At 65.5% G+C, this 15,262-nt stretch carries 14 protein-coding genes and 1 pseudogene; 11 read left to right on the forward strand and 4 right to left on the reverse strand.

The genetic code is table 11. From position 1 onward, the window contains the following. Window positions 1-291 precede the first annotated feature (291 nt). Together CAF78_RS28965 and CAF78_RS28970 are read left to right on the forward strand one after the other, a co-directional pair. A pseudogene (locus CAF78_RS28965) lies at window positions 292-1,221 on the forward strand (cache domain-containing protein); the annotation flags it as partial. Between the two features lie 129 nt (window positions 1,222-1,350). Next, on the forward strand, window positions 1,351-2,079 hold the full coding sequence (locus tag CAF78_RS28970; protein WP_371856896.1) for a methyl-accepting chemotaxis protein: 729 nt from the start codon (window positions 1,351-1,353) through the stop codon (window positions 2,077-2,079). 73 nt (window positions 2,080-2,152) lie between these two features. On the opposite strand, the gene CAF78_RS05570 is transcribed toward CAF78_RS28970, so the two are convergent. Together CAF78_RS05570 and CAF78_RS05575 are read right to left on the reverse strand one after the other, a co-directional pair. Beyond that, window positions 2,153-2,932 carry a helix-turn-helix transcriptional regulator gene (locus tag CAF78_RS05570; protein ID WP_085676850.1) on the reverse strand — a complete coding sequence of 260 codons (780 nt, stop codon included), beginning with the start codon at window positions 2,930-2,932 and terminating at the stop codon, window positions 2,153-2,155. A 94-nt stretch (window positions 2,933-3,026) separates the two neighbouring features. Then, window positions 3,027-4,304, reverse strand: coding sequence for an acetyl-CoA C-acetyltransferase (locus tag CAF78_RS05575; RefSeq protein ID WP_085676849.1), 1,278 nt, complete (start codon window positions 4,302-4,304; stop codon window positions 3,027-3,029). Between the two features lie 118 nt (window positions 4,305-4,422). On the opposite strand from CAF78_RS05575, the gene CAF78_RS05580 reads away from it, so the two are divergent. The 8 genes from CAF78_RS05580 (at window position 4,423) to CAF78_RS05615 (ending at window position 10,524) form a co-directional block, all read left to right on the forward strand. Beyond that, the gene (locus CAF78_RS05580; protein WP_085676848.1) at window positions 4,423-5,775 is read left to right on the forward strand and encodes a 3-oxoacyl-ACP reductase; all 1,353 of its coding nucleotides are present in this window, start codon (window positions 4,423-4,425) and stop codon (window positions 5,773-5,775) included. Between the two features lie 2 nt (window positions 5,776-5,777). Beyond that, a complete protein-coding gene (locus CAF78_RS05585; protein WP_085676847.1) occupies window positions 5,778-6,629 on the forward strand; it encodes a MaoC/PaaZ C-terminal domain-containing protein in 852 nt (283 codons plus the stop codon). A 65-nt stretch (window positions 6,630-6,694) separates the two neighbouring features. Next, window positions 6,695-7,000, forward strand: coding sequence for a MazG-like family protein (locus CAF78_RS05590; RefSeq protein ID WP_027920833.1), 306 nt, complete (start codon window positions 6,695-6,697; stop codon window positions 6,998-7,000). Next, window positions 6,997-7,746 carry a methyltransferase domain-containing protein gene (locus CAF78_RS05595; protein ID WP_085676846.1) on the forward strand — a complete coding sequence of 250 codons (750 nt, stop codon included), beginning with the start codon at window positions 6,997-6,999 and terminating at the stop codon, window positions 7,744-7,746. The genes CAF78_RS05590 and CAF78_RS05595 overlap by 4 nt, the downstream gene beginning before the upstream one ends. A gap of 23 nt (window positions 7,747-7,769) precedes the next feature. Then, the gene (locus CAF78_RS05600) at window positions 7,770-8,405 is read left to right on the forward strand and encodes a DUF4136 domain-containing protein (RefSeq protein WP_085676845.1); all 636 of its coding nucleotides are present in this window, start codon (window positions 7,770-7,772) and stop codon (window positions 8,403-8,405) included. A gap of 19 nt (window positions 8,406-8,424) precedes the next feature. Then, window positions 8,425-8,994, forward strand: a complete 570-nt coding sequence (locus CAF78_RS05605) for a DUF4136 domain-containing protein (protein ID WP_085676844.1) — start codon at window positions 8,425-8,427, stop codon at window positions 8,992-8,994. 160 nt (window positions 8,995-9,154) lie between these two features. Continuing rightward, on the forward strand, window positions 9,155-9,625 hold the full coding sequence (locus CAF78_RS05610; RefSeq protein ID WP_085676843.1) for an A24 family peptidase: 471 nt from the start codon (window positions 9,155-9,157) through the stop codon (window positions 9,623-9,625). A gap of 113 nt (window positions 9,626-9,738) precedes the next feature. Then, window positions 9,739-10,524 carry a response regulator transcription factor gene (locus CAF78_RS05615; protein WP_371856895.1) on the forward strand — a complete coding sequence of 262 codons (786 nt, stop codon included), beginning with the start codon at window positions 9,739-9,741 and terminating at the stop codon, window positions 10,522-10,524. Between the two features lie 133 nt (window positions 10,525-10,657). Here the strand turns inward: CAF78_RS05615 and CAF78_RS05620 are convergent, their stop codons facing one another. After that, a complete protein-coding gene (locus tag CAF78_RS05620; protein ID WP_085676841.1) occupies window positions 10,658-12,319 on the reverse strand; it encodes a ShlB/FhaC/HecB family hemolysin secretion/activation protein in 1,662 nt (553 codons plus the stop codon). 92 nt (window positions 12,320-12,411) lie between these two features. Further along, window positions 12,412-14,766 (reverse strand): peptidoglycan glycosyltransferase PbpC, encoded by a 2,355-nt coding sequence (pbpC, locus tag CAF78_RS05625; RefSeq protein ID WP_085676840.1) that lies wholly within the window; start codon window positions 14,764-14,766, stop codon window positions 12,412-12,414. 77 nt (window positions 14,767-14,843) lie between these two features. Between pbpC and CAF78_RS05630 the strand changes: the two genes are divergently transcribed. Continuing rightward, entirely contained in the window at window positions 14,844-15,137 is a 294-nt protein-coding gene (locus CAF78_RS05630; protein ID WP_012270337.1) for a hypothetical protein, read from the forward strand. Window positions 15,138-15,262: the final 125 nt, after the last annotated feature.

Below are 15,262 nucleotides of genomic sequence, written 5' to 3' on the forward strand. Positions count from 1 at the left end.
GCCCAAAGCCGACCGAATAGTCGCCAAATGCGACCTCGCCCAATAAATACGGGCACTTTCGCTAAAAATCCCCCGGAAGCTGCCGATGTAGTTGCTACCTGCCTCGCGTGCAAAAAATAAATTCCGGGAGTGTCGATGAACATCAAACAGAAACTGACCTGGGCGTTCGCGATCATCGCGGGCTTGCCCATCGTCCTCGTGGCCACCTTGGTGGTGATCAACCTGCGCGGTGAAGCCCGCGACGGCTTCCTCGACGGCAGCAGCCGGGAAATCCGCCAGGTCAGCAATGCGATGAACATCTTCTTCCAGGGCATCGACCAGAACGTCGCCTACCTGGCCTCACAGCCGATGGTGGCGGCCACCGGCAACAACCTGAACAAGTTCATGAGCGCCAACCCGTCCTACGAACTGGGCGATCAGGACAAGCAACTGCTGGAATTCTTCACCCGCCTGGCAGAATCCCACCCAGGCTATGCCTATGTTTCCTACGGCGTGAGTGATGGTGGCTACGTCGGCTGGCCGGCCGGGCAAAAGTTCGTCAACTATGACCCGCGCCCACGCCCGTGGTACCAGCTGGCCATGGCCAACCCCGGCAAGACCGTGCGCACCGGTGCCTACTACTGGGCTGCCGACGATGCCGTGCTGATCAGCACCGTACGCGCCGTCGCCAACCAGCTCGGCAACCCGGGCGGCGTGGTCAACATCGACGTGTCGCTCAAGGGCCTGACCGAGATCGTCAAGCAGATCAAGCTGGGCGAAAGCGGCTACCTGATGCTGGTGGAAAGCAACGGCAACGTGATGGTCGACCCACGCGATGCCAGCCACAACTTCAAGCAGCTGGCCAGCTTCGGCGATGGCTACGCCGAGCTGGCCAAGGCCGGCAAGGGCCTGGTCGAGGTCGAGATCAACGGTGAGCGCTACATGGCCAACGTCTACCCTGACGAGAAGCTGGGCTGGACCTTCATCGGCCTGATCCAGCACGGCGAGGTGATGCAGACCACCACCCGCCTGACCTGGCTGATCGGCGCCATCGCGCTGGTGCTGGCGGCACTGTTCGCCGCGGTCGGCGCAGCCTTCGCCAAGCTCATCGTGCGCCCGATCAACAGCGTCACCAGCGGCCTCGAAGACATTGCCCAGGGCGAAGGCGACCTGACCCGCAACCTCGACGTGCGCGGCCGCGACGAAACCGCGCAACTGGCCAACTGGTTCAACCAGTTCCTGGGCGCGATTCGCAGCCTGATCCAGCATATCGGCTCGGCCGCCAGCAAGATCCTCAGCACCTCCAGCAGCTCCACCCGGGTCTCCAGCGACATGGCCGAGGCGGCCGGGCGCCAGCGTGAAGCCGTGGACATGGTCTCCACAGCCTTCCACGAAATGGTCGCCACCGCCAATGAGGTCGCCCGCTCCTGCAGCCAGGCCGCGCAATCGGCCGACAGTGGCCAGCAACAGGCCCGCGAAGGCCAGCAGCAGATCGACGCTGCGGTCAACAGCGTCGACCGCCTGAGCCAGGAGATCGAGCAGTCGGCCCAATCGATCCAGCAACTGGAGCGCGACAGCAACGCCATCCAGTCGATCCTCGGCACCATCCGCTCGATTGCCGAGCAGACCAACCTGCTGGCACTCAACGCGGCCATCGAAGCGGCCCGGGCCGGCGAGCAGGGCCGTGGTTTCGCCGTGGTGGCCGACGAGGTGCGGGCCCTGGCCAAGCGCACCGCCGACTCCACCGCCGAGATCGATGGCTTGCTGGGCAACCTGGCCAGCCGCACCGCCGAAGTGGCCGAGCAGATGCATGCCAGCCTGGAAGTGTCGCAGCAGTCGGTCAGCCGCATCGGCCTGGCCCGTGACAGCTTCGGGCAGATCCGCGAGTCGGTGGACATCATTCGTGACATGAACACGCAGATCGCCACGGCGGCAGAAGAACAGCACCAGGTGGCCGAAGACATCAACCGCCATATCAGCCAGATTCATGGCGATGCGCAGCTGGTGGCGGAACTGGCCCAGGCGGCGCGTCAGGACTCCGAGAGCCTGGCGGGGCTGTCCAATGAACTGGATTCGCTGGTGCGCCGCTTCCGCACCTGAGTCCTTCCGTTCTGGCCTCTTCGCGGCGGTTCGGCGCCCCGACAAGCCCGCGAAGAGGCCGGTACAGGCAACGTCAGAGCTTCAATTCTCCAGGAGTCGCCCCGAACAACTGCTTGAAGGCTGCGATGTAGGCCGAAGTCGAATCATAGCCACAGCCCAACGCCGCTTCGGTCACGCTGTCCCCCGCCTCCAGCAACGCCAGCGACGACAACAGTCGCATGCGCTGGCGCCAGTTGCGAAAACTCAACCCGGTCTCGCGCTGGAACAGCCGCATCAAGGTCTTTTCCGAGCACCCCAGCTGCACCGCCCACTGCTGCAATGTCTGCACCTGGTCCGGTTCGGCAATCAGCCCATTGCACAATGCCAACAGCCCCGGATGCCGCGGCAGCGGCAGAGAAAACCCTACCTCGGGCAAGGTGCGCAACTGATCGAGCAACACGGCCACCAGGCGGCCCTCGACACTGTCGCCCTCGGCATATTCAGCCGGGAACAGGCAGAACTGCTTGATCAACTCCCGCGCCAGCGCTGTCACTTCCAGTACCCGGCATTGCGCCGGCGCCCACGGGCAGGCATCACGGCGGATGTACAGGCTGCGCATTTCGGCCTGCCCCGAGGTGACCACTTCATGTTCGGCATCGGCGGGGATCCACACGCCCCACTGCGGCGGGGCGAAGTAGCTGCCATCGTCGGTATACACCCCCAATACACCACTGATGGCGTAGGAAAACTGCACCCAGTCGTGGCTATGGCGAGTCGTCCAGGACCCGGCGCCAAGACTTTCGGCGCGGGCATAAAGGGGCCTGGGCAACCGCTCCAGAGCAGGAATGGCACGGGGATGTCCGATCGTCTGCATAGCGAATTCTTGTAGTGCTGAGCAGACAAGCCTAACAGAGATCAGCGTCGCCCTCTTCGCGGGCAAGCCCGCTCCCACAGAAGGCCGCGGTGTTTCACCGCTCGACGATTACCGTCACCCCCTGGCCACCCGCCGCGCAGATCGAGATCAGCCCCCGCCCCTTGCCTGCCTTGGCCAGCAACTTGGCCAGATTTGCCAGAATCCTCCCGCCAGTAGCCGCGAAAGGATGCCCTGCCGCCAGCGAGCTGCCTTTGACGTTGAGCTTGCTACGGTCGATGGCCCCCAGCGGTGCCTCAAGCCCCAGTTTCTGCCGGCAGTACTCGGCATCTTCCCAGGCCTTGAGGGTGCACAGCACCTGTGCCGCAAAGGCTTCGTGGATTTCGTAGTAGTCGAAATCCTGCAAGGTCAGGCCATTGCGCGCCAACAAGCGTGGCACTGCGTACACCGGCGCCATCAGCAAGCCCTCGCGGCCGGTGACGAAATCCACGGCGGCGGTTTCGCCATCGACCAGATAGGCCAGCACCGGCAGGCCCTGCTGCTGCGCCCATTGTTCGCTGCCCAGCAGCACCAGCGAGGCACCATCGGTGAGCGGCGTGGAGTTGCCCGGCGTCAGCGTGCCCAGGCCGCTGCGGTCGAATGAGGGTTTGAGCCTGGCCAGTTGTTCCAGGGTCAGGTCAGTGCGCAGGTTGTTGTCACGGGTCAGGCCCATGAAGGGCGTCAGCAGGTCATTCTGCCAACCTTCGCTGTACGAGGCCGCCAGTTGCTGATGGCTGTGCAGCGCCAGCGCGTCCTGTTCCGCCCGGCCAATCGCCCAGGTTTGCGCCATGCGTTCGCAATGCTCGCCCATCGACAGGCCGGTGCGGGGCTCGCCATTGCGCGGGAGTTCGGGTTTCAGGTGGCTTGGGCGCAATTGCAGGAACGGCTTGAGCCGCTCGCTCAAGGTCTTGCCGCGGTTGGCCTGCAAGAGGATGCGCCGCAGCCCTTCGTTGACGCCGATGGGGGCATCGGAGGTGGTGTCCACGCCACCGGCAATGCCACAGTCGATCTGCCCGAGGGCAATCTTGTTGGCCACCAGCAGCGCTGCTTCCAGCCCTGTGCCGCAGGCCTGCTGGATGTCGTAGGCCGGCGTCTGTGGCGCCAGGCGCGAGCCGAGCACGCATTCGCGGGTCAGGCTCATGTCCCGCGAATGCTTGAGCACCGCCCCTGCCACCACTTCGCCCAGGTGCAGCCCATGCAGGCGATAACGCTCGATCAGGCCTTCCAGGGCTGCAGTCAGCATCGCCTGGTTGCTGGCGCTGGCATAGGCGCCGTTGGAGCGGGCGAAAGGAATACGGTTGCCGCCCAGTATCGCGACCCGGCGAGTTGAACGCATGCGCTTGTTCCTCCTGAAACCATTTGGTCCGTACAGCCTAGGTGTTTTTGCCGCATTCGAACGACCTTGCCACAAAGTTGGTCCACACTTGCAAGCTTGCCTTCAAGGAGACCCGCACATGAGCGACCGCTATCTCGGCTTTGCCAACTCCAACCTCGGGCGCCGCCTCGTCGATGCCCTTGGCCTGCCGCGCCCGGCGCCGCTGGAACGTTGGCAGGCGGGCCGCCTGCGCCCGGTGGAGGGTGCACTGGTGCTCGGTGGCGGGCCACTGGCGAATCAGGTCGAGGCCATCGCCCCGCGCCTGACCGAGGCGCTGTACAGCTTCAATGGCGACGGCCTGCAGGCGCCTGCCTGGGTCGCCGGCCTGGGCCCGAAACTCAAGGCCGTGGTGTTCGACGCCAGCCATCTGTCCGACAGCGACCAGCTGAAGCAGTTGCGCGAATTCTTTCAGCCTTTGCTGCGCAGCCTCGCCCCCTGTGCCCATGTGGTGATCCTTGGGCGTGCACCGGAATCCCTCGACGACCCACTGGCCAGGGTCGCCCAGCGTGCCCTGGAAGGCTTCAGCCGTTCGCTGGCCAAAGAGCTGCGCAACGGCGCTACCGCGCAGTTGTTGTATGTGGGCGCGGGCGCGGACGAACAGCTCGAAGGCGCCCTGCGCTTCTTCCTGTCCCCCAAGAGTGCCTTTGTGTCCGGCCAGGTCCTGCGCCTGCAGGCCTGTGCCACCCAGGTCGAAGACTGGACCCGCCCGCTCGGTGGCCGTCGCGCCCTGGTCACCGGCGCCGCACGCGGGATCGGCGCCGCCATCGCCGAAACCCTGGCGCGCGATGGTGCCGAAGTGATGCTGCTCGACGTGCCCCAGGCCCAGCAGGAGCTCGATGCCCTCGCCGCACGCCTCGGTGGCAAGGCCCTGGGCCTGGACATCTGCGCCAGCGATGCTGCAACGAAACTGCTCGAGGCCCTGCCCGACGGCATCGACATCGTCGTGCACAACGCCGGCATCACCCGCGACAAGACCTTGGCCAACATGACCCCGGAATACTGGGATGCGGTGCTGGCAGTCAACCTCAAGGCACCGCAGGTGCTGACCCAGGCCCTGTACGATGGCGGCGCGCTGGGCGACAACGCACGTATTACCCTGCTGGCGTCGGTCAGTGGCATTGCCGGCAACCGCGGCCAGGCCAACTATGCCGCGAGCAAGGCGGGCCTGATCGGTTTCGCCGAAGCCTGGGCGGCGAAGCTTGCCGAGCGCGGCGGCAGTATCAATGCCGTGGCCCCCGGTTTCATCGAAACGCACATGACCGCCGCCATGCCCATCGGCCTGCGCGAAGCTGGGCGACGCCTGAGCTCGTTGGGCCAGGGTGGGCACCCGCAGGATGTCGCCGAAGCCATCGCCTGGCTCAGCCAGCCGGGTAGCGGGGCGGTCAACGGCCAGGTGCTGCGCGTGTGCGGCCAGGCCTTGATGGGAGCCTGAACATGAGCCGCCAATGGCAAGACCTGCACAGCCCGGATTCGCGCGCCAGCCTCTACCTGCGCGCCGCCAGCAAACGCAAGATCACGGGCGATACTCTGCCCAGCGGCGGCCTGCGCAGCTTCATCCGTGTGCAGCCCGGCAACCTGGCAGCCTACCGCCGGCTCTGCCACTTCACCGACGATGGCCGCTTGCCCGGCACTTACCCACACGTGATGGCCTTCACCTTGCAGTTGCAACTGCTGACTGCGCACGACTTTCCCTTCCCATTGCTCGGGCTGGTTCACCTGCACAACCGCATCGATGTGCTCCGCCCGCTGGGCGGCATCGACGGGCTGCGCTTTGCGGTGTATGCCGACAATCTGCAGGCGCATGCCAAGGGTGGCACCTTTGACCTGGTCACCGAAGCCGAAGATGGCCTTGGCCTGCTCTGGCGCGAGACCAGCCGCATGCTGGTGCGTGGCCTGAAACTGGATGGCCAGCTGGACGATGGCGAGGAGAACGAGCCTGGCGCCCTGGCGGAGGTCACCCGCTGGTACGCCGACGCGGACATCGGCCGGCGCTACGCCAAGGTTTGTGGCGACTACAACCCGATTCACCTGAGTGCCGCCAGCGCGCGCCTGTTCGGCTTCCCCAAGGCCATCGCCCATGGCATGTGGAGCAACGCCATGGCATTGGCGGCCTTGCGTACGCACCTCCCGAACAGTGGTTATCGCTTCGAGGTCGGCTTCCGCAAACCAGTGCGCTTGCCCTCGGAGGTTGTCCTCAGTGCCAGCGAAGCGGGGCCGGCGGGCGAGTTGCGGCTGGACGGGCATGGCGGGTTGCTGCACATGGTCGGGCGCTGGGCCGTGCTCTAGCGCCCTGATTGCACTTGCTTTGCATCGGGCCTGCGCTGAAGCTATGCAGCATTAGGAGACCCCCGATGAACCTGCAAGAACTCACCGAACGCCTGCACCAGATCCGCGACAACAATGATTGGCGCGGCTTCCACAGCCCGAAGAACCTGGCCATGGCCGCCAGCGTCGAAATGGCCGAGCTGGTGGAAATCTTCCAGTGGCTGAGCGAGGACCAATCGCGCCAGCTGCCCGCCGATCAGCTGGCCCATGCCGGCCAGGAAGTCGGCGACGTGGTCCTCTACCTGTTGCTGCTGTGCAGCGAGCTGGGCCTGGACATGGAGCAGGTGGTACGGGCCAAGCTGGCCGACAGCGAGAGGCGTTTCGCCCGATGAACGACCGTCACTTCGATGAACTGGCCACACGCTTTGCCGAGAAGATCTACGGCGGCGCCAAAGGTGCGATCCGCCTGGCCGTGCTCCAGGCCGACCTGGCCGACGCCCTGCCAGACCGACCGCTGCGGGTGCTCGACATTGGCGCCGGCCTTGGCCACATGGCCTTGTGGCTGGCCGAGCGTGGCCACGATGTGACGCTGGCCGAACCCGCCGCACCGATGCTCGAGGGTGCCCGGGCGCGCTTCGCAGAAGCGGGTCAAGCGGCAACCTTCATCCAGGCGCCCTGGCAAGAGCTGCTTGGCCAGCTCACCGAGCCCTATGACCTGGTGCTGTGCCACGCCGTGCTGGAATGGCTGGCCGAACCGCAGAGCATCCTGCCGGTGCTGCATCAGCTGACGGCCCCGGGTGGCTGGCTGTCGCTGGCGTTCTACAACCGCGACGCGCTGGTCTACCGCAACTTGCTCAAGGGCCATTTCCGCAAGCTGCGCAGCAACCGCCTGGAAGGCGAAAAGCAGAGCCTGACCCCGCAAAAACCGCTTGATCCACGGGAACTCAAGGCGCAACTTGAAGTGATGTGGCAAGTCGAAAGTGAGAGTGGCGTGCGCGTCTTCCACGACTACATGCCCAAGGAATTCCAGGACAAGGCCGAGCTGCTCGACCTGCTGGAAATGGAACTGGCCCACCGCCGTCACCCAAGCTTCGCCGGGCTCGGCCGCTACCTGCACTGGATGTGCCGCCCCCGCTGACTGCGCCCCTCCAGGAGGGTTACATGCCGTACCGTCTGTTGTGCCTGGCCCTGCTGCCGCTCACCCTGGCCGCCTGCCAGGCCAGCAACCCTTATGTGGCCAGCAGCCGCCCACTGCCGCCGGCCCCGCCACAAGCGGCCAACACCTTCGACGCCAGTGCCTACCCGGCGCCGCCACGCGACTATGGGCACTACCGCAGCTGGAGCTGGCGCAACGGCCAGCTGCCAAGCGGCAATGCCGAGGCCGACCCGGCACAGCTTGCCGACGCCGTCAGCGGCGCCCTCGACCAACATGGCCTGCGCCCTGCCCGGGGCGCTGCCGGCGACTTGCTGGTGAGCGCCGACATGCGCCTGGAGCGGCGCCTGCGCCAAGTGCGTGACTATGACTACTACGACCCCTATTACGGCCCGTACCCCTACGGCGGTGTCGGCTTCGGCGGCTACCGCAACGGTTACGGCGCCTACGGCAGCGTGCCGATCGTACGCACCTACGAAGTGGAGGTGATGGTGGTGCGCATCGATCTGTTCGATGCCCGCAACGGCCAGCCGGTGTGGAGCGCCAGCGCTGAAAGCGGCAGCGACAAAGGCTCGCCGCGCGATCGCGAGACCGCCCTGCGCGAATCGGTTCACAAGGCGCTCAGCGGCTATCCTCCCAGTTAACGCCTAACGGAGAACCATCATGTTGCGCCGCCTCGTTCTACTGTCATTCGCGCTGTTGCTCGCCGCCTGCTCAAGCAACAACGTTCAGCAGGATTTCGACGCCAGCCGCGATTTTGCCGCCTATCGCAGCTGGGCGTGGCAGGAACCGGGCCTGCAATACCGCCCGGACGATCCACGCATCAAGAGCGACCTGACCGAGCAGCGTATCCGCGCGGCGGTCGCCGACCAGCTCGACCAGCGCGGCCTGCGCCCCGTCCAGGGCAGCGCCAGGCCTGACGTCACCGTCCGCGCCTACCTGATCGTCGAACAACGCCAGCAACAGATCACCACCAACTATGGCGGGGCCTGGGGCGGCTACTGGAACGGTTACTGGGGCGGGCCGATGTACAACGAAACCCGCAGTGTCGACTACAAGGTGGCGACCATCCAGGTCGACCTGTTCGATGGCCATGACGGCAAGCTGGTCTGGCGTGGCAGCGCCGAACAGATCATGAACAACTACCCGCCCAGCCCCGACGAACGTAACAACGCAATCCAGAAGACCGTTGCCCAAGTCCTCGGCAACTATCCTCCGGGCCGGGTGAAGTAAACCTGCCACTTCGCAAGCGGCCTGGTTACGACACCAGGCCGTTTCCCCGCCGACCTTTTTGCCACCCTGACCTGCCCGTTCGTCAGATCGCGTCTACCCTGATTAGGAAACCTGACTGATCGGGTAGAAGTGTTCAACGAATGGGAAAGGCGGCCTGCCGATGCAAAGCATTGTTCTCCTGATGTGGCTTGCCTTGTGCACTGAACAAGATATCCGCGAGCGCCAGATCGCCAACATGCTGACCCTGGGGTTTGCCGCGGGCGCCCTGGCCTGGCTGTTCGCCACCGGGCACAGCTGGATCGGCGCCGATGCCAGCGACGCCGGCTGGGCCCTGGCCATCGTCATGTTGCTGACGCTGCCGGGCTACATGCTGGGCCGCTTCGGTGCCGACGACGTCAAGCTGATGGGCGCACTGGCCCTGGCGACCAGCCCGCAATATGTGCTCGGCACCTTCATCGGTGCGGGCGTCAGCGTGGTGCTCTGGCTGCTTGCCCGCAGGCGCCTGTGGACGCTGCTCAACCCCAAGGTGAAGAAGCGCCTGGCCACCCTGACCGAAGAGATGGGCGACAAGCAGGCCTTCGTCCCCTACGTGCTGGCGGGCTTTCTGCTCACGGCTGTATGGATCCAATGAACATCCCTGTTGTCCGATGACTTGTACAAACCTTGTACAGAATCGCGAGCAGCGTCTATTTTTAAGCTGCCAGAGCGTCTGGCCCGGGAGCAGGGCCGCTTACGAACAGGGAGTTGATCGTGAACATTTCATTTAGTGAGGTAAAGGTTCTGGTCGTAGATGACCAGGCGCTGATCGTCGAACAGTTATGTGAATTCCTCGAAACCCAGGGCCACCACTGCGTCGCGGCCCATTCCACCGATGAAGCCATCGAACGCTTCATTGCCGACGCAGCCATCGGCCTGGTGTTGTGCGACCTGCACATGCCCGATCGCGATGGCATCGAATTGGTTCGTGCACTGAAGGACATTGCCGGTCGCCAACGCATGTTCGAAGCGATCATGCTCACCGGGCGCGCCGACAAGCAGGACGTGGTCCGCGCCCTGCGCGAAGGTTTCGCCGATTACTACCAGAAGCCCATGGATCTCGACGAACTGCTCGAGGGCGTGCGCCGCCAGGAGCAAGTGCTGCTGGAGCGCAAGGCCAGCTTCCAGGACCTGGGCAACCTCAACCAACGCTTGCAGGACCTGGCCGGCTCCATCGACGAGCTCTACCAGGACCTGGAAAAGGCCCGCGGCCAGGGCGTACACCGCCGCGCCACCGACGTCGTCGAAGAGACGGAAGGCGAACTGCCGGCGGCTTTCGAAAAACTGTCACCACGGCAACTGGAAGTCGCCAGGCTGGTGAGCAAGGGCAAGACCAACTACCAGATTGCCTGTGAACTGGGGATTACCGAGAACACCGTGAAACTGTATGTGTCGCAGGTGTTGCGGTTGACCCACATGCACAACCGCACCCAGTTGGCGCTGGCGTTGACGCCGAGTTCTTCGCCGGTGCATCAGCGGTTTACCACGCATTGAGTTCGTCTCGACCTTGCATGACTGCCACTGGCCTCATCGCCGGCAAGCCAGCGCCCACAGGGATAACGCTGGCCTGGTGGCGGGTGGCTATTCTGTGAGAGCTTGCCGGCGATGAGGCCGGTGCAGCCAGCCTCTACTCCAGCAAATAGCTGAAGCTCATCACCCAGCGCGGCCCCCGGTTCTTGCTGTCCAACGCCACATCCGCCAGCGGCTTGGCCACCTCAAATGCCACATTGCCGTAACGCCCATCCCCAAGCCGCACACCCAACGCTGCCGAGCGCATCCTGGCATCTTCGAGTGGCCCGCCGTTGTACCACGCCTGCGCAGCATCCAGCAGCGCATAGGGCTGCATCAGCCGTACCCAACCAGCGCCAGGCTGGATGCTGTAGTTCAGCTCGTACGCCACGCCCCAGCCCTTGTCCCCTGCCGCTTGGTCCTGCGGGTAGCCATGGCCGAAGTGCTGCCCGCCAAATACCGCACGCTCGCTGTCGGGCAGCCGGTCATCGGTCCAGTACAAGGCGCCTGACAGCACGCCCTGCCAGTGCTGAAACAGCGGGTCGCTCTGCAAGCCAGCGACGCGAAAGCGCAGAAAGTCCATGTCGTAATCGGCATCGCTGCGTGCCCCCAGATAATCCAGCCCCTGATACACCCCGGCGCTGACCCTGCGCAGCCGCCCGGCCTCGACCTTGCGCCAGTCACCTTCGAACGACAGCGCGCGTACATAGGTGTCATTGCGCCCCAGGCCACCGCTGAGATCTTCGTTGTGCTCGCTGACCGAATAGACATGCCCTGACACCGCCAGCCATTCATCCGGCGTGACGATCACCGGCTGGGCAAGCCCGACTGCATAACGTTCGCTTTCAATCCTCTGAAAAAATTGCGAACCATGCTCCAGACGCACCGGTGTGCGCGGCTCGCTGCGATAGCGAGCGGCCGATAGCAACAACTGGCTGCCCTGTGCATCCAGGTGCTGGCTGTAATCGAGGCGCTGGTATTCAGTGTGGTCATCGCCCGGCGGCAGTAGCACGCTGGCCGTCAACTGTTCGGCAACGCGGGTCTGGGCATTGCTGGCGACCTTGAACAGCCCCTGCAAGCCGTCGCGGCTGCCATCGCTGAGCGTCATCGCCGCATCGAAGGGCTTGCGCCTGGCATTGAGGATAAGCCGCGTGGCGCCTTCGCTGCGCTCGAGCTGGGCCAAATCAGCCTGCAGCGTCACGCCCGGAATGCGCTGGGCCAGGCCGATGAACCGGTCGAGCGTCGCCTGGGTCAACGGGCGTTCCGCGCGCAAACGCTCCAGCAGCTGGTCGAGGTAAGCGCCAGCGGGGCCGATCTCTCCTTCCCGCCGAACCTCATGAACATACCCCTCGACCAACACGACATGCACGCGGCCCTCGGCAAAGTCCTGATCAGGCAGGTAAGCCTGCGACAGCAGGTAGCCGTCGCGCTGGTAGCGCTGGGTCAGGCGTTCGGTGAACTGCTGCAACTCGCCGACACTCACCTCGCGACCGACCAAGGGCTGGTAATGCTCGCGCAGCTCGCTCAACGGGTAGACCGTCCCCCCTTCGAAGCGCACCTTGTGCAATACGAAACGGGTGTCCACGGGCAACGTGCTGGTTACCGCCCTGGACGGCTCCAGGTGCAGGCTCGGGGCAAGGTGGCGGTAGGCCTCGATCGGCAGGTTCGCGCTGGGCAGGCGGCGCTCGTATTCGTGGCCGTCGAGCAACACAGGCAAGGGCTCGGCAATCACCAGACCGGCCCAGGGCAGCAGCAACAGGGGCATCAGCAGAAGGCGCATAGGACGCTCCACAATCCCTTGGGTACCGGGGCGTCGGCCGGCCTCACCCGTCACTTGCAAGCGTAGGTGTTGCCCCGTTAATCGTCGAACGCCTATTCGTTGACCTGGAACGCCACCCGCGCTGTTTCTCCGCTTTCGTCCAGGGCACTGAGTTCGAACTGCCCGGCCTGTTCGAAACGCACCAGCACGCTGCCCTGCCCTTCGCTTTCGCCCAGCGGCTGGCCGTTGAGGAACCACCAGCGCCGCCCGCCGCCGCCGAGGGCAGAGACGTACAACTGCAGGGGTTCTCTGCTGGTGGCAGGGCGCCGCAGGGTGTCGCCGGGGCGAACGCCAACGATGGACAGCGGTGGCGAGCTGGCCGGCACCTGTGGCGGGCAGCTCGGGTCAACCGCCGGCAGCCGCGCCGTACGCCGCTCGGCGCGTGGCAACCAAGGCTCCAGCGGTGCCGGCCACAGGGCGATGTCGAGCGCCTTGGCGCCCGGGCAACTGCCGTCCACGCGCAGGCCCTGGGCATTCACCCAGACGCTCTCGCGCAGCCCCAGGCCGAGGGGCTGGTCGGCAGCCTGCAACGTGGGCGGTGTAGTGCCATCGAGGGTCCAGGCGAAACGCTGGCGCCGGCAGTTCGGATCCTGTCGGTTCATCGGCTGGCCCAGCGGCCAGCAGATGGCCGCCACGCCAACACTTTCCGGCACGCGTTCCACCGGTACCCGGATGCCCCGCTGGCTGTCGCGGTTGCTCAATAAGTCATGCACCTGCAGCATCAACGGTGCCGCCGAGGCCAGGCCGAACTGCCCGGGCACCGGCGTACCATCGGGCCGACCGATCCACACGCCGATCAGGTAACGCGGCCCTACGCCGATCGACCAGGCATCGCGAAAGCCATAACTGGTACCGGTCTTCCAGGCCAGTTGCGGGCGCTGCACCAGTTCGGCATGGGGGTCGCGGTCGGGCCGCGCCTGGCCACTGAGGATGCGCCGGATGATCCAGGCCGCGCCTGGCGACATCAACCGGCGCTCCAGCAGAGGATCCTGTGGCTGCAGGCGCACCTGCGCGCTGCTGCCACCCCGGGCCAGTGCCGCGTAGCCGCCGACCAGGTCCTCCAGGCGGCTACCGGCACCGCCCAGAATCAATGCCAGGTTGGGCTCGGCCAACGGCGGCAGCGCCAACGGCACGCCGGCCATGCGCAACTGCGCGGCGAAGCGCTTGGGCCCGTAGGCTTCGAGCAATTGCACTGCCGGCAGGTTGAGCGACAGCGCCAGCGCCGAGGCGGCAGACACCGGGCCGCTGAAGCCCATCGAGAAGTTACCGGGCCGATAGTCGCCGTAGCGCCGCGGCACGTCCTGCAGCAGCGATTCGGAGTGGATCAGGCCATCATCCAGGGCCAGGCCGTAGAGAAACGGCTTGAGCGTCGAGCCTGGCGAGCGCAACGAACGGACCATGTCGACATGGCCGAAACGGCGCTCGTCGCTCAGGTCGATCGAGCCCAGGTAAGCGCGCACCGCCATGCTCTGCGCGTCGACCACCAGGATCGCCGCCGAGGTGCGCTCCGGCAGGCGTGCACGCCAACCCAGCAGCAGGTCCTCGAGGCGCCGTTGCAGCGAGGCGTCGAGGGTGGTGCGAATCAAGGTCGGGCTGCCTGGGGTGTTCAGCCGCCGCGCCAGCAGGGGCGCCAGTGCTGGCTCCTGACGCGGAGCCAGCAGCAGCGGTTCCTCGGCAGCCTCCTTGAGCTGTTGAGCCGGCCACACCTGATACTCGCCCAGGCGCTGCAGCACCTTGTCGCGCGCACGCTGGGCGCGGGCCGGGTGGCGGTCCGGGCGCAAGCGGCTCGGTGCCTGTGGCAACACGGCCAGCAAGGCAGCCTCGGCGGGCGTGAGGTGCTGCGGCGACTTGCCCAGATACGCCCAGCTGGCCGCCGCCACGCCCTGCAAGGTGCCGCCGAACGGGGCACGGTCCAGGTAGAGCTGCAGGATCTCGCGCTTGGACAGGTGCCACTCCAGTTGCGCGGTGCGCCACAGCTGCCGCAGCTTGCCGCCCAGGGTGCGGTCATGTGGGTCGAGCAGGCGCGCCACCTGCATCGACAAGGTACTGCCGCCAGACACCACCCGCCCGCCGCGCAGGTTGAGCCAGGCCGCGCGCGCCAGGGCCAGCGGGTTGACCCCTGGGTGGCGGTAGAACCAGCGGTCCTCGTAGGTCAGCAGGGCCTGCAGGTACAGTGGCGACACCTCTTCCGGGCTGACCGGGTAGCGCCACACGCCATCGGCATCGGCAAAACGCCACAACGGTGTGCCGTCCTCGGCCAGCACCACCCGTGCCAGGTCATTGCCCGGCATCGGCAGTGGCCAGATGCGGTCGGCCAGCCACAGCAGGCCGAGCAGCATCAGGATGATGACCGCGGCGGCACGCACAAGCCGTCTCGCTCGGGTACGTGGCCGCGCTAAGCTTGGCATCGGGAACCGACCTGGCCAGGTAATGGCCAAAGGCTTGGGAACGGCAACCGTGCCGATTCGTTCATCAGGAAGCAACTATGCATGTAGAAGGTTTTTTCGAGTGGCTTGGCCAGGCACTGGGGTCGCTGATCCGCTTCATCGTCGACGCCCTGAGCGGCCTGTTCAACCTGCTGGCCAATGCCGGTGGCAATTTCATCGATGGCCTGGCACGCACGCTGGGCATGGACACCTCGCTGCTCAGCATCCTCGCCCTGATCATCGGCCTGATGCTGCTGTACTCGGCCATCCGCGCCTTCATGCGGGCTTCGATCATCCTCGGGATCATCTGGCTGGTGCTGGGGCTGTGGGTAATGAGCTGGGTGATTCACTGATTTTGAGCGGCCTTGCCGGGGCGCCGGACCGGTCGGAAAGGGGCGCGAAGCGCCCCCCAGACTTCAGCCTGGCAGCTGAAATTGCCGGGGCTGCTGTGCAGCCCTTTCGCGACACAAGGCCGCTC

This window comes from Pseudomonas sp. R28(2017), assembly GCF_002112505.1.
Lineage (GTDB): Bacteria > Pseudomonadota > Gammaproteobacteria > Pseudomonadales > Pseudomonadaceae > Aquipseudomonas.

Bases quoted from the DNA above. Each gene is read 5' to 3' on its own strand.
- CAF78_RS05630 (WP_012270337.1), top strand. From the start codon at position 14,844: ATGCATGTAGAAGGTTTTTTCGAGTGGCTTGGCCAGGCACTGGGGTCG.
- pbpC (WP_085676840.1), bottom strand. From the start codon at position 14,766: ATGCCAAGCTTAGCGCGGCCACGTACCCGAGCGAGACGGCTTGTGCGT.
- CAF78_RS05595 (WP_085676846.1), top strand. From the start codon at position 6,997: ATGAACGACCGTCACTTCGATGAACTGGCCACACGCTTTGCCGAGAAG.
- CAF78_RS28970 (WP_371856896.1), top strand. From the start codon at position 1,351: ATGGTCTCCACAGCCTTCCACGAAATGGTCGCCACCGCCAATGAGGTC.
- CAF78_RS05610 (WP_085676843.1), top strand. From the start codon at position 9,155: ATGCAAAGCATTGTTCTCCTGATGTGGCTTGCCTTGTGCACTGAACAA.
- CAF78_RS05620 (WP_085676841.1), bottom strand. From the start codon at position 12,319: ATGCGCCTTCTGCTGATGCCCCTGTTGCTGCTGCCCTGGGCCGGTCTG.
- CAF78_RS05585 (WP_085676847.1), top strand. From the start codon at position 5,778: ATGAGCCGCCAATGGCAAGACCTGCACAGCCCGGATTCGCGCGCCAGC.
- CAF78_RS05570 (WP_085676850.1), bottom strand. From the start codon at position 2,932: ATGCAGACGATCGGACATCCCCGTGCCATTCCTGCTCTGGAGCGGTTG.
- CAF78_RS05580 (WP_085676848.1), top strand. From the start codon at position 4,423: ATGAGCGACCGCTATCTCGGCTTTGCCAACTCCAACCTCGGGCGCCGC.
- CAF78_RS05605 (WP_085676844.1), top strand. From the start codon at position 8,425: ATGTTGCGCCGCCTCGTTCTACTGTCATTCGCGCTGTTGCTCGCCGCC.
- CAF78_RS05575 (WP_085676849.1), bottom strand. From the start codon at position 4,304: ATGCGTTCAACTCGCCGGGTCGCGATACTGGGCGGCAACCGTATTCCT.
- CAF78_RS05600 (WP_085676845.1), top strand. From the start codon at position 7,770: ATGCCGTACCGTCTGTTGTGCCTGGCCCTGCTGCCGCTCACCCTGGCC.
- CAF78_RS05590 (WP_027920833.1), top strand. From the start codon at position 6,695: ATGAACCTGCAAGAACTCACCGAACGCCTGCACCAGATCCGCGACAAC.